A 13,738-nucleotide genomic window follows, 5' to 3' on the forward strand; every position below is an offset into this window, starting at 1 on the left:
GCGCGGTAGCTAGGGTGCAAGCAGCATATTGTCCCCCTCCCGCAAGCGGGAGGGGAGTAGCGGCGGCACCCGCGATCATCTCTGCCTCTGGCGAGACACGCGATACTTATCCCCGCCGAGGCCCACCGAACTTGGTCTTGGTCTGCTTGCCGAACCGCGTCTTGCGCGTGCCCGGCTTGCCCTCGTTCGACCGCCCCATAACCGGCGCCTTGCGCTCGCCTTCGGGCAGCCCAAGCTCCTCCGCCTCCAGCGCGCGGATCTCGTCGCGCAGGCGGCCCGCTTCCTCGAACTCGAGGTTCGCGGCGGCGTCGCGCATCTTCTTCTCGAGCTCCTCGATATAGCCGCGCAGATTGTGCCCGACCATGTGCGGGCGATCGGCGTCGATCTCCACCGTCACCTGGTCCTTGCTGGACACATGCGCGATGATGTCGCCGATATTCTTCTTGACCGTCTCCGGCGTGATCCCGTGTTCGAGATTATACGCCATCTGCTTCTCGCGGCGGCGGCCGGTCTCGGCGAGCGCGCGTTCCATGCTGCCGGTCATGCGATCGGCATAGAGGATCACCCGCCCCTCGACGTTGCGCGCGGCGCGGCCGATCGTCTGGATCAGCGAGGTCTCGGAGCGCAGGAATCCTTCCTTGTCCGCATCGAGGATCGCGACCAGCCCGCATTCGGGGATGTCGAGCCCCTCGCGCAGCAGGTTGATGCCGATCAGCACGTCGTACACGCCCATCCGGAGGTCGCGGATCAGCTCGATGCGCTCCAGCGTCTCGGTATCCGAGTGCATGTAGCGGACCTTGACGCCCGCCTCGTGCATATATTCGGTCAGGTCCTCGGCCATGCGCTTGGTGAGCGTCGTCACCAGCGTGCGATAGCCCTTGGCGGCGGTCGCCTTGCATTCCTGGATCAGGTCCTGCACCTGCTCCTCGACCGGTTTGATCTCCACCGGCGGATCGATCAGCCCGGTGGGCCGGATCACCTGCTCGACGAACACGCCACCGGTGCGCTCCATCTCCCAGTCGCCGGGGGTGGCCGAGACATAGGTGGTCTGCGGCCGCATCGCGTCCCATTCGTTGAATCGCAACGGCCGGTTGTCGATCGCGCTGGGCAGGCGGAAGCCATATTCGGCGAGCGTCAATTTGCGCTTGTGGTCGCCGCGCGACATGCCGTTGATCTGGCCGATCGTCTGGTGGCTCTCGTCGACGAAGAGCAGCGCGTTCTCGGGCAGATATTCGAACAGCGTGGGGGGCGGCTCGCCGGGCAGGCGGCCGGTGAGGAAGCGGCTGTAATTCTCGATGCCCGCGCAAGAGCCGGTCGCCGCGATCATCTCCAGGTCGAAATTGGTGCGCTGCTCCAGCCGCTGCAGTTCGAGCAGCTTGCCCTCGATCTCCAGTTCCTTGAGCCGCTCGGTGAGCTCGTGGCGGATCGCCTCGGTCGCCTGCTTGAGCGTCGGCCCCGGCGTCACGTAATGGCTGTTGGCATAGACGCGCACCGAGTTGAGGCTCGCCACCTTCTTGCCGGTGAGCGGATCGAACTCGACGATCTCCTCGATCTCGTCGCCGAAGAAGCTGATCCGCCAGGCGGTGTCCTCATAGTGCGAGGGGAACAGCTCGAGATTATCGCCGCGCACGCGGAACGCGCCGCGCCCGAAGGCGGCATCGTTGCGCTTGTACTGAAGCGCGACCAGCTTGCGGATGATCTCGCGCTGGTCGACCACCTGGCCCTTCTTGAGGTCGAAGATCATCGCCGAATAGGTCTCGACCGAACCGATACCGTAGAGGCACGAGACCGAGGCGACGATGATCACGTCGTCTCGCTCCAGCAGCGAGCGGGTCGCCGCATGGCGCATCCGGTCGATCGCCTCGTTGATCGAGCTTTCCTTCTCGATATACGTGTCCGATCGCGGCACATAGGCCTCGGGCTGATAGTAATCGTAATAGCTGACAAAATACTCGACCGCGTTCTCGGGGAAGAAGCTCTTGAACTCGCCATACAGCTGCGCGGCAAGGATCTTGTTCGGCGCGAGGATCAGCGCGGGGCGCTGCAGTTCCTCGATCACCTTGGCCATCGTATAGGTCTTGCCCGATCCGGTGACGCCGAGCAGCACCTGGTCGCGCTCGCCCGCCCGCGCCTGATCGACCAGTTCGGGGATCGCGAAGCGCTGGTCGCCGGACGGCTGGTATTCGGAGACGAGCTTGAATGCCTTGCCGCCCTCCGCCTTTTCCGGGCGCTGTGGGCGGTGGGGGATGAACGCCTGCCCCGTTTCGGGCTCGGCAAGGTTGGTCCGGATCTGGATCGCCATGCCCCGGATATGGGGTGCGGAGCACCGTCTGAAAAGCGGGCTTGCGATCAGGGCGTCGGGCGATAGGCGATGCGCCACATCGCGAGGCCGATGCCGCCCGCGAACAGCGTTATCGCTGCGGCCTGGGCGAGCTTGAATGCCAGCCCCAACAGCCAGCTGCGCGTGTCGATCGGCGCCAGGCTGAACATGCCGCCACCGCCCTGCCCGCCGGCGAACAGGCCCAAGCCCAGCAGCCCCGCCACCGCGGCGGCATAGCGCCCCCGCCGCAGCCCGATCGCGTGCAGCAGCAGCCAGATCGGCCCGCCGACTGCCGCGAGCGCCATGCCGGCGAACAGCGTACCCACCGCCCAGCCACCCGCTAGCGCCAGCGGCGCGCGCTGCCCTGCCGAGATCAGAAGCATCAGGATCAGCAGCCCGCCAAGCCCGCTTCCGGTCACAAGCGCCGCCGCGATCTGCCTGCCACTCGTTTCGAAATGGCGCCCCGCGCCGCTATCGTGCTGCATCCGTCCCCGCCCCTCGCGCCTTCTTAGGAACGGTTGCGAAGCGTCTCAACCTCAGCGGAAGCGGTCGAAGCGCCCCTCGGCACGGCATGTCGCAATGCCCTGGTCGTTCGGCGCCGGCGGCGGCGTGCCGATCGCCGGCACGTCGAAGCTCCGGCCGATGCCATGATCGACGAAGCGATCCGCGCTGGTCCCGCCACACCGCAGCATCGCCGCGAGCAGGTCCGGCGGGGTGCGATAGGCTTCCCACGAGAGCCGGAAGGTGCCCCAATGGATCGGCAACGCCCAGGGCCGGCCCAGCCCGTCCCACACCCGGATCGCGTCGCGCGGTCCGATATGCGCATCCGCCGCCATCTGGCCCGGCTTGAAGCGGAAGGCGCCGACCGGAATCGCCGCAAACCGCACCGGCCCCAGCGCCGCCGCCTCGGCGGGCCATTTGCCGTCGCCCCAGCCGGTGTCGCCGGCAAAGAACAGATTGCCGCCCGGCAGCGTCACCACGAAACTGGACCAGAGCGCGCGATTGCGATCGGCGAACCAGCGGCTGCTCCAGTGATGGTTGCGCGTGACGACCACGTCGATGCCCGGCCTGAGCGCCAGCCGCTGACCCCAGTCGAGGCCGCGCGCGGGCACGCCGCCCTGCCCGATCACACTGTCGTTGCCGAGCCCGGTGACGATGACCGGGCGGTCACGCTGCCAGATCGTCTTGAGCGTCGCGAGATCGAGATGGTCGTAGTGGTTGTGGCTGACCACGATCAGGTCGATCCTGGGCAGATCCGTCAGCCGCACGCCGGGCACGGCAACGCGCTTCGGCCCGATGCCGAACGGCCCCGCCACGTCCCTCCAAACCGGGTCGGTGAGAATGTTGAGCCCCTGGGTCTGGATAAGCACGCTGGCATGGCCGATCCAGGTAACCTTCATCGCCTGCCCCTCGACCCGCGCAGGCGGGCGAACCGGTGTTACCGGCACGCTGACGGGCCAGGGCGGCTGCCGGGTCGCATTGGCGAGCCGATGCGCGAGAAAGACGAAGGCCAGCGCCGGCACCGGCGCGGTCTCACCATCAGGGTTGGCGAAATGCGCACCGTCGAAATGCGCCGTCTCCGCGCCCCGATAATAGATACGGTCCAGGAACGGCGGCACCACGGTCAGGAAGAGGCACAAGGCCACGACGATCCAGAGCAGGAGTCCAAGTAATGCCTTCACCATGGTTGCAATACGCATGGGCGCGGGTGATGGCCGCAAAGGCTCTTGCGATCAACCGCTCCGATCCCTTAGCGCGGGCACCATGACGCTGCCCCGCACGCAAGAGGAAGCCGCCGCCGAGCTTGAAAAGCTCGCCGCCGAGATCGCGCACCATAATCGCCGCTATCACGATGCGGATGCGCCCGAGATCAGCGATGCGGATTTCGACGCGCTGGTCCGCCGCAACGGTGAGATCGAAGCCGCCTTCCCGGAACTGGTCCGCGCCGACTCGCCCTCGCGGCAGATCGGCGCCACGCCCTCGGGCCCGCTCGCCAAGGTGGCACATGCACGGCAGATGTTCAGCCTCGACAACGGCTTCGCCGACCAGGACGTCGCCGATTTCCTCGGCCGTGTGCGTCGCTTCCTGAAGCTGCCGGACGATGCCGCCGTGGAACTCACGGCCGAACCCAAGATCGACGGGCTCTCCTGCTCGCTGCGCTATGTAAACGGCGAGTTGGTCCAGGCGCTGACCCGCGGCGACGGCCGGATCGGCGAGGACGTGACCCCCAATGTCCGCACCATCGCCGACATCCCCCACCGCATCGACGGCGCGCCCCCGATCTGCGAGGTTCGCGGCGAGGTCTATATGGCCAAGGCCGACTTCACGGCGCTCAATGCCCGGCTGCTCCTCGAAGCCGAGGAGACCGGCAAGGAAGCCCGCCAGTTCGCCAATCCACGCAACGCCGCCGCCGGCTCGCTGCGCCAGAAGGACGCCGCCGTCACCGCGACGCGGCCGCTGCGCTTCCTCGCCTGGGGCTGGGGCGAGCTGAGCGAACCGCTCGCCGACAAACAGTATGAGGCGATCGACCGGGTCCGCGCGTGGGGCTTCCCGGTTTCCGACCTCTTCATCCGCGCGCCCACGCTGGACGATGCCCTCGCCCAGTATCGCGCGATCGAGACCCACCGTGCTGACCTGCCATTCGACATCGACGGCGTGGTCTACAAGGTCGACCGGATCGATTGGCAGGACCGGCTCGGCTATGTCGGCCGCGCGCCGCGCTGGGGCCTCGCGCACAAATTCCCGGCCGAGCGCGCCCAGACCACGCTGCAGGCGATCGACATCCAGGTCGGCCGCACCGGCAAGCTCACGCCGGTCGCGCGACTGGAGCCGGTGACGGTGGGCGGCGTCGTCGTCAGCAACGCGACGCTGCACAATGCCGACGAGATCGCGCGGCTGGGCGTGCGCCCGGGCGACCGCGTCGTACTCCAGCGCGCCGGCGACGTAATCCCGCAGATCGTCGAGAATCTCACGCGCAAAAAGTCTCGGGCGGACTGGCACTTCCCCACCCATTGCCCGATCTGCCAGTCCGAGGCCGTTGCCGAGGAAGGCGAAGTCGACGTCCGCTGCACGGGCGGGCTGATCTGCCCGGCGCAGCGGCTGGAGCGGCTCAAGCATTTCGTCAGCCGCGGTGCGCTCGACATCGACGGGCTCGGCGAGAAGACGCTGATCGAGCTGCTCGACTTGGGATGGATCGCCGAGCCCGCCGACATCTTCCGCCTGGCCCAGCACCGCGATGCGCTGCTCGGCCGCGAAGGCTGGCAGGAAAAGTCGGTCGACGGCCTGCTCGCGGCGATCGAGGCGAAGCGCGCACCCGACGCCGCGCGCCTGCTGTTCGGCCTCGGCATCCGCCATATCGGCGCGATCACCGCGCGCGACCTGCTCAAGCGCTATGTCACCCTGCCCGCGCTGGAAGCGCTCGCCGACGAGCTGATCGCCCTGCGCGACGCCACCCCGCCCCAGCTTGGCGAGATCGAAACGAAACACCGCGCCCGGCTCGACAAGGCAATCGCCGAGCGGATCGGCGTGGAAAATGTCGGTGCCGCAGTCGGCCACGCGCTGGCAGATTTTTTCCACGAGCCGCACAACCGCACGGTTTGGCAGGATCTGCTCCGCGAAGTAGCGCCGCCGGCTTTCGTCGTGGAATCGCGCGACTCGGAAGTCACCGGCAAGACGCTGGTCTTCACCGGGACGCTCGAAGCCGTGAGCCGGGACGAGGCGAAAGCGCAGGCGGAACGGCTGGGCGCGCGGGTGGCCGGTTCGGTGTCGGCGAAGACAGACTTGGTAATCGCTGGACCCGGCGCGGGATCAAAACTGAAAAAGGCCGCGGACCTGGGAATCCGGGTGATCAGCGAGAGCGATTGGCTGGGCATCGTAAAGGCTTCCGAGTGATGCCTTTTTGCAACGCACCATAGTGGAACGTTACGCGAGGATTGACTGTCACAATTTCGCAATCAAAGCCCCGCAGGGGGCAGCCAGACAGATGGCGCGCGAAGCGCCACGACTGGTAGCCACAGGCTAAAAAGGGAACTCTTCATGCGAACGCACTATCTTGCAGGCGTGGCCGCTGCCGCGCTGCTTCTTCCGGTTGCAGCCCATGCGCAGTCCACGGGCACGATCGACGCTGAATCCGAAGGCAACGAAATCGTCGTTACCGGCAGCACCGGGCCGCGCCAAATCGGCGGCGTCCAGATTCCCGACCAGCCCAAGTCGCGTGCGGTGCTCACGCAGGAATTCATCGAGCGCCAGCAGCCTGGCCAGTCTATCCTCGAGACGGTGAACCTCGTCCCGGGTGTCAACTTCACCAACAACGATCCGTACGGCACCTCGGGCGGCAACCTCCGCATTCGCGGCTTCAGCGGCGACCGCGTCTCGCTGACCTTCGACGGCATCCCGCTGAACGATTCGGGCAACTACGCGATCTATTCGAACCAGCAGCTCGATCCCGAAGTCATCGAGCAGGTGAACGTGACGTTCGGCGCGACCGACGTCGACTCGCCGACCGCCAGCGCCTCGGGCGGCACCGTCAACTATCGGTCGGTGATGCCGAGCGACAAGCTGGGCGCGATGGCCGTCTACACGCACGGCACGTTCAACTTCAATCGCGTGTTCGGCATGCTGAACACCGGTGAGTTCACCAAGTTCGGCACCAAGGCCTGGATCGCCGCCAGCAACGAAACCTACGACCAGTTCCGCGGTTTCGGTACGCTCGACAAGCAGCAGTATAACGGCAAGATCTACCAGCCGATCGGCTCCAACGGCGACTTTATCGCGGTGTCGGGCCACTATAACCGCAACCGCAACAGCTCGTACAGCAACCCGACGATCGCGAACATCCGCACGCTGCTCGGCAACTCGGTCGTCCCGCCTGTTGCCGGCGCCGGTGCGCCGTCCTCGGCAAATCCCTTCACGCTGGATCTGTCGAATGCGCAGTATGACGCGGTGTTCAACAACCGTGATTCGTCGGTCACCGGTCCGTACGACCAGCTCTGCTCGCCTGCATCCTCGAACGCAGCCGTGAAGGGCACTGCCCAGAACGACGCCGCGACCTGCGCCAACACCTCGACCACGGCGATCAACCCGTCGGACACGGGCGTGATGCGCTTCAACTCGCGCGTCACGCTCAGCGAAGCGCTGCTGTTCACCTTGGACGCGGGCTACAGCTTCACGCGCGCCAATGGCGGCGGCTCGACCGTGTTCTCGGAAAGCGGCACCTCGGTTTCGGGTGACAACACCTACCAGGGCGGCCGTCTTGCCGGCGGCGTCGACATCAACGGCGATGGCGACACGCTGGACCGCGTGCGCGTCTACTATCCGTCGAACACCCGTACCCAGCGCTTCGTCGCGATCGCCGGCATGCGCTACCAGATCGACCCCGACAACCTGGTCCGCCTGACCTATACTTGGGATCGCGCGCGCCACCGCCAGACCGGCGAGGCCAGCCGCCTCGACGCGCAGGGCCGTCCGCAGGACGTGTTCGGCTTCGACGGTGACAACCCGTTCGCGGTTCGTGATCCGCAGGGCAATGTGCTCAACAAGCGCAATCGCCTGTCCTACGCGGTGCTGCATCAGGTCTCGGGCGAATATCGCGGCAAGTTCATCGACAACCGCCTGAACGTGACCCTGGGCGTGCGCGCACCGTTCTTCCGCCGGAATCTCAGCAACTTCTGCTACACGATCCCCGGCCAGTCGAGCGACGCCTATTGCACCTCGGAAACGCCGGCACAGGTGGGCGCCAACGCCACCCGTGCCACCTACGGCATTCCGTACCGCAATCGCCTGGAGACCTATAACGCGGTGCTGCCGAACGTCGGCTTCACCTTCCGCGTGGTCGACAATCTCAGCGTGTTCGGCAGCTATGCGAAGGGCTTCTCGGCCCCGAAGACCGACAACCTCTATTCCTATGGCTCGGCACGCGTCGGTAACGGCGTGACCAACGGCGCGGTGATCCGTCCGACGATCGACGTCCAGCCGGAAAAGACCGACTCGTTCGACGGCGGCTTCCGCTACAATGCCGGCATCTTCAGCGCGCAGGCGGACGGCTGGTATATCTACTACAAGAACCGCATCGTCAGCTCGCTGATCGAAGATGCCAACACCCCCGGCTCGTTCTTCAGCGTCGACCGCAACGTCGGCGCGGTGCGCAGCTACGGCTTTGACGGTCTCGTCACCGTGCGCCCGGTTCGCCAGCTGTCGCTGTACGGCTTCGCGTCCTATGTGAAGACCAAGCTGCAGAACGATCTGGTCAACCCCCAGACCGGTGCGGTCACTGCGCTCAAGGGCAAGGAAGTTGTCGAAACGCCGAAGTGGACCTATGGCGGCCGCGCCCAGGTCGACATTGATCCCGTGCAGTTCGGCATCTCGGCCAAGTACACCGGCAAGCGTTGGGCGACCGACGTGAACGACTTCGCGGTCGCGGGCTACACGCTGGTCAACGCCGACATCCGCGTCAATCTGGCGCCGCTCGGCATGGAGCGTACCTTCTTCCAGTTCAACGCAACGAACTTGCTGAAGGAGCGCTATTTCGGCAGCCTCAGCACCAACACCGCGTTCAGCAACTCTCCGCGTATCAACCTCGGTTCGCCGCGGGCGTTCACGGGCTCGATCCACTTCGAGTTCTGATCCAGCAACCGTTTGATCAAGCAGCCGCCGTCCCGAGCAACCGGGGCGGCGGTTTGCTTTTGTTGGCCCTTTGCCCCCTCGCCATCCCGATGGTACAGGCGCAGCGTGGCAAAGACTTCGCTTCCGCAGACCAACACCCGGACCTTGGGCCTTTCCAAGCCCGATCTGTTTTCGCGTCCCTTCTTCGAAGACAAGGGCCGGGCCTTCTGGATTCTCCAGGCGACCGGCTGGAGCGGCTATCTGCTGCTGCGCTCAGTATCTTCGATCTCGAACGGATTTTCGGTCGAAGGGCTGATCAAGGCGATCATCGAGGCGATCGTCGGCTATTGCCTGACGCTGCTGCTCTCCGCGCTCTACGGCTTCTACCGCCGCCTGCCGCGCATCCCCGCGGTGCTGCTCACCCTCGCCACGCTCGGTGCAGCGACGCTGATCTATGCGGTGCTGGAGGCCTTCACCTATTCGTTCACCGCGGCGGAGGCGGGAATCACCTTCGCGCGCGTGATCGGCTACAGCTTCCTCACCTTCACGGTGCTGGCGGGCTGGTCGGCCCTCTATTTCGGGATCAATTTCTACCTGATCGTCGAGCAGCAGATCGACCAGATGCAGATCCTGGAGAACCAAGCCTCCAGCGCGCAGCTGGCGATGCTGCGCTACCAGCTCAACCCGCATTTCCTGTTCAACACGCTCAACTCAATCTCGACGCTGGTGCTGCTCAAGCAAACCGAACGGGCGAACATCATGCTGTCGCGCCTTTCTTCTTTCCTCCGTTACACCCTGGCGAACGAGCCAACCGCGCATGTCACGCTGGCGCAGGAGATCGAGACGCTGAAGCTCTATCTCGAGATCGAGAAGATGCGCTTCGACGAGCGGCTGCGGATGCATTTCGACCTCGATCCGCGCGTCGCCAAGGGCCGGCTGCCCTCGCTGCTGCTCCAGCCCCTGGTCGAAAACGCGATCAAATATGCGGTCAGCACGCAGGAGGACGGCGCCGACATCATCGTTTCGGCTCGGCTCACCGGAGACAGGGTGCAGATCGCCGTGTCCGATACGGGTCCGGGATTGATCGAAGCGCGTCCACGGCCGACGCTCTCCACCGGCGTGGGGCTCGCCAATATCAGGGAACGGCTGGTTCAGGCTTTCGGGCCTGACCATCGTTTCGAGACGCGAACGAAACCTGGGGAAGGTTTCAGCGTTGAGATCGAAATACCGTTCCAGCTTGAGGAACCGAACCGAGAGGCCGCATGACCATCCGTACCATCCTCGTTGACGACGAATCCCTGGCGATTCAGGGGCTCGAGCTCCGACTGCAGGAGCATGAGGATGTCGAAATCATCGACAAATGCTCCAATGGCCGCGAAGCCATCCGATCGATCAAAACACACAAGCCCGATCTCGTTTTCCTCGACATCCAGATGCCGGGATTCGACGGGTTCTCGGTGATCCAGGGCCTGATGGAAGTCGAGCCGCCGCTGTTCGTCTTCGTCACGGCCTATTCCGACCATGCCATCCGCGCCTTCGAGGCGCAGGCGGTGGACTATCTGATGAAGCCGGTGGAGCCGTCGCGGCTCGCCGACACGCTTGACCGCGTTCGCCAGCGCCTCACCGAGAAGCGCGGCGTGGAGGAAGTGGAGAAGCTAAAGGAAGTGCTCGCCGAAGTGGCACCGGACGCGGTCGACGACATCGCTGCTACCGACGGCGGCGAGCCGGCATCGAGCCGGTTCGAGAAGCTGATCAACATCAAGGATCGTGGCCAGATCTTCCGTGTCGACGTCGACACGATCGAGCGGATCGACGCGGCCGGCGACTATATGTGCATCTATACCGGCGACAATACGCTGATTCTGCGCGAGACGATGAAGGATCTGGAAAAGCGGCTCGATCCGCGTCGCTTCCAGCGCGTGCACCGCTCGACGATCGTCAATCTCGACCTGGTTCGCCAAGTGAAGCCGCACACCAATGGCGAATGCTTCCTGGTGCTCAATTCGGGCGCGCAGGTGAAGGTCTCGCGCTCGTACCGCGACGTGGTGGCGCGCTTCGTCCACTGACCTGCAATCGTTCGGATCACCCTCACCCTTCCGCCACTTCGCGGCTCCCTCCCTCTCCCTTGGAAGGGAGAGGGAGCACCCAATACCCTCTCCCTTCCAAGGGAGAGGGAGGGGACCCGCCGCCGCAGGCGGTGGGGAGGGTGAGGGTGACCCGCGCCCCCACCCTCCAATCATCTCAGAACCCGGCTGAGAAGGTTAGGAACCACTGGCGCGGGGCGATCGGATACAGCGAATAGCTGTTGGTCGCCGAACCCACCGAGATGGTCGACCAGCCGCCCACGTCCGCCAGGTTGGTGACGTTGAGGCTCAGTTCCGCCTTCTTCAGCCGCACCATCTCTGCCGGCAGCTTGGCGGCGAGGCGCAGGGAGGTGAGGAAGTAGGACTTCACGCTGGTGTCGTTGGCATAGGTCGCATAGCGGCGGCCGACATAGTCGCCGGTCACCTGCGCCTCGAACGCGCCGAGCGACAGCGTCGCTACCGACTTGTTCATCCACTTCGGGCTGCCCGGCACCTGCTTGCCGCAGGTCGGCACCACGCCGCCGGTCACCACGCCGCCGCCGATGCAGCCCGGCACCGCCGCGCCGATGCCGGCCGCGGTGGAGCTGTAATCGCTCTGGTAAGTCGAGCTGTTGTACGAGGTGGCGTTGTACAGCGACAGCGTGCGGCCGAAGTGCAGCGTGAATGCCGCGTCGACGCCGTCGGTGTGCACGCTGCCAACGTTCACCAGGATCGAGGTGCCGCCGGTGATCGCGCCGCCGGCAATGCCGCCCGGATTGGTGCTGATCGCCAGCAGCCGATTGCTGAAGGTGACGTGATAATAGTTCACCTGCGCGTCAAGCCCGCTGAGGATCCCGTCGAAGCTACGGTGCGTGCGCACGCCGCCTTCATAGGTCCAGCTGGTCTCGGGCTTGCCCTGCTTGGCGAAGGCGTCGAACGCCGACTGGCTGCCGGTGAACCAGGGTGAGAGCGAACCGCCCCCCAGATAGGCCATATACTGGTGCAGGTTCTTCTGGACGTTGAAGTAGAGCTGCTCGTGACCGTTGAGATCATAGGTCGCGCCCACCGAGGGCAGGAACCAGTTCTTGGTATTGATCCGGCCGCTGGGCAGGTTGCCGGTCAGACCCGAGAGCGAGCCCACCTTGGGCTGCACCGGGAAATAGCCATTGGCCCATTGCGCGCTGGTCTTGACGCCCGCCTCGACGCGCAGCTGCTCGGTCACCTTCCAGGCATCCTGCGCATGAAGTTGCAGCACGTTCACCCGCGCCTCGCCCTGATACTGGGTGAACAGCGGGTTGGACGGGCGGATATAGGGGCTGCTGGAATCGGGATTGTTGACGTCCAGCCCGTACCAGCGGCGCCACTGGGTCGCGCTGTTATGTTCGAACCAGGCGCCGAGCTGCACCTGGTGCGCGCCGAGATCGAGGTCGAGGTTCGAGATGCCGCCCTCCCGATCGATGCGGTACTCGGTCGTGCGCGTGACCAGCCCCGAGCCGCCCGTCGCCGCGACCAGCGCGGACGAAGCATTGGCGTTGGCCTTGTACTTCGGCCCGGTTGCATAGTTCGGGTCTAGATAGGCCTGGATCACCGTGATCGACTGGCCGAGCGGCCCCGCCACCACGCCCACGCCGTCATTGTGGTGGTAATAGCCTGTGTTGGACCACGTGATCCGGTCGCCCAGCTTGGCGTCGTAGCGCGCATAGGTCAGGTAATCCGTCCGCTGGGCATCCGAATAATAGTTGCGATAGTTGCCGCCCTGGCCCGCCGGCGTGTTGCCGAACGCGTCCATATAAGCGCGCATGCCGGCGAGGTCGGAATAGAAGAACGGCCGGGTGCGCGGCGTGTACAGCTGCGCCGCGGTCGCGGTGCCGCCCGGCGAGGGCCGGAAGAAGCTGGTCGCGTCCTCGTTCGGCTCCTTCTTGTCCGAATAGTCGAAGAACACCGTCAGCTTGCCGGCGGCATTGTCGTGGACGAACTTGGCATTGGCCTGCCAGCCGCCCTGGATGCCGTTGAAGTCCCAGGCGCGGGCGCGCTGGCGGACGCCGGACACATAGGCGCTGTTCTCGCCGCCCGGGCCGAAGGCGCCGCTGTCGAGCCGCAGATAGGTGCGCGAGGTGCCGTAGCTGCCCACCGTCTGGTTGAAGGTGCCGCCCAGCGTCTTGGCCGGATCGGCCGAGAAGGTCTCGACGGTGCCGCCGAGGTTGCTGGTCGACGCGGTGCCGAGATCGCCGGCACCGGTGGTCACCACCACGCGGCCGACATTCTCAGAGATCACCGCGCGCTGCGGCGACAGGCCGTTGTAATTGCCGTAGCTCTGATCCCCCAGCGGGATCCCGTCCATCGTGTAGCCGAGCTGCTGGAAGTTGAAGCCGTGGATGAAGATCTGGGCGTTCTGCTCGTTATTCCCCCAGGGATCGGCGGTGATGTAGAGCACGCCGGGCAACGTCTGGATCGCCTTGAGCGGCGAGACGCCGGGCAGGATCTTCTGGATCTCTTCCGACGAGATCGCGGTCGCCGAGCGGGTCGTCTTGGCGGTGACGACGATGGTGCTGGCCGTGTCGGTATCGCTGCCGCCCTGGTCGTCGGCGGCGACGCTGCTGGTCTCCTGCGCCTGCGCGGGCAGCGCGGCGGCGGCGGTAAGGAAGGCGGCGACGGAAACCGTCGCGCGGAGTGCGTGGTGGAACTTCATGGTGCGACCCCCCAGGTCTGATGTTGCGGTTGCAAGCTGGGGGGCGGCTAGGGTCGCGATGTTTCA

Annotated in this window: 8 protein-coding genes; 4 read left to right on the top strand and 4 right to left on the bottom strand. The window is 65.5% G+C overall.

From position 1 onward, the window contains the following. Positions 1 to 106: 106 nt before the first annotated feature. From uvrB to RT655_RS09100, 3 genes are read right to left on the bottom strand one after another with little or no spacing between them, the layout of a single operon-like run. Entirely contained in the window at positions 107 to 2,302 is a 2,196-nt protein-coding gene (gene uvrB, locus RT655_RS09090) for an excinuclease ABC subunit UvrB (RefSeq protein ID WP_313536241.1), read from the bottom strand. 47 nt (positions 2,303 to 2,349) lie between these two features. Then, complete coding sequence (locus RT655_RS09095) at positions 2,350 to 2,805, bottom strand: hypothetical protein (RefSeq protein ID WP_313536242.1); 456 nt, start codon at positions 2,803 to 2,805, stop codon at positions 2,350 to 2,352. Between the two features lie 51 nt (positions 2,806 to 2,856). Further along, positions 2,857 to 4,020: an MBL fold metallo-hydrolase gene (locus tag RT655_RS09100; protein ID WP_313536243.1), complete on the bottom strand. Its 1,164-nt coding sequence runs from the start codon at positions 4,018 to 4,020 to the stop codon at positions 2,857 to 2,859. Positions 4,021 to 4,084: 64 nt separating this feature from the next. Between RT655_RS09100 and ligA the strand changes: the two genes are divergently transcribed. The 4 genes from ligA (at position 4,085) to RT655_RS09120 (ending at position 10,986) form a co-directional block, all read left to right on the top strand. Beyond that, entirely contained in the window at positions 4,085 to 6,211 is a 2,127-nt protein-coding gene (gene ligA / locus RT655_RS09105) for an NAD-dependent DNA ligase LigA (RefSeq protein ID WP_313536244.1), read from the top strand. 144 nt (positions 6,212 to 6,355) lie between these two features. Then, complete coding sequence (locus RT655_RS09110; RefSeq protein ID WP_313536245.1) at positions 6,356 to 8,941, top strand: TonB-dependent receptor domain-containing protein; 2,586 nt, start codon at positions 6,356 to 6,358, stop codon at positions 8,939 to 8,941. Between the two features lie 105 nt (positions 8,942 to 9,046). Then, a complete protein-coding gene (locus RT655_RS09115; protein WP_313536246.1) occupies positions 9,047 to 10,186 on the top strand; it encodes a sensor histidine kinase in 1,140 nt (379 codons plus the stop codon). After that, positions 10,183 to 10,986 carry a LytR/AlgR family response regulator transcription factor gene (locus tag RT655_RS09120; protein WP_313536247.1) on the top strand — a complete coding sequence of 268 codons (804 nt, stop codon included), beginning with the start codon at positions 10,183 to 10,185 and terminating at the stop codon, positions 10,984 to 10,986. Before RT655_RS09115 ends, RT655_RS09120 begins: the two co-directional genes overlap by 4 nt. A gap of 175 nt (positions 10,987 to 11,161) precedes the next feature. Here RT655_RS09120 and RT655_RS09125 read toward each other — a convergent pair whose 3' ends face one another. Next, entirely contained in the window at positions 11,162 to 13,672 is a 2,511-nt protein-coding gene (locus RT655_RS09125; RefSeq protein WP_313536248.1) for a TonB-dependent receptor domain-containing protein, read from the bottom strand. Positions 13,673 to 13,738 lie beyond the last annotated feature (66 nt).

It is taken from the genome of Sphingomonas sp. (assembly GCF_032114135.1).
GTDB lineage: Bacteria > Pseudomonadota > Alphaproteobacteria > Sphingomonadales > Sphingomonadaceae > Sphingomonas.

Coding starts and splice junctions, on each gene's coding strand:
- RT655_RS09110 (WP_313536245.1), top strand. CDS start 6,356: ATGCGAACGCACTATCTTGCAGGCGTGGCCGCTGCCGCGCTGCTTCTT.
- RT655_RS09100 (WP_313536243.1), bottom strand. CDS start 4,020: ATGCGTATTGCAACCATGGTGAAGGCATTACTTGGACTCCTGCTCTGG.
- RT655_RS09120 (WP_313536247.1), top strand. CDS start 10,183: ATGACCATCCGTACCATCCTCGTTGACGACGAATCCCTGGCGATTCAG.
- ligA (WP_313536244.1), top strand. CDS start 4,085: ATGACGCTGCCCCGCACGCAAGAGGAAGCCGCCGCCGAGCTTGAAAAG.
- RT655_RS09095 (WP_313536242.1), bottom strand. CDS start 2,805: ATGCAGCACGATAGCGGCGCGGGGCGCCATTTCGAAACGAGTGGCAGG.
- RT655_RS09125 (WP_313536248.1), bottom strand. CDS start 13,672: ATGAAGTTCCACCACGCACTCCGCGCGACGGTTTCCGTCGCCGCCTTC.
- uvrB (WP_313536241.1), bottom strand. CDS start 2,302: ATGGCGATCCAGATCCGGACCAACCTTGCCGAGCCCGAAACGGGGCAG.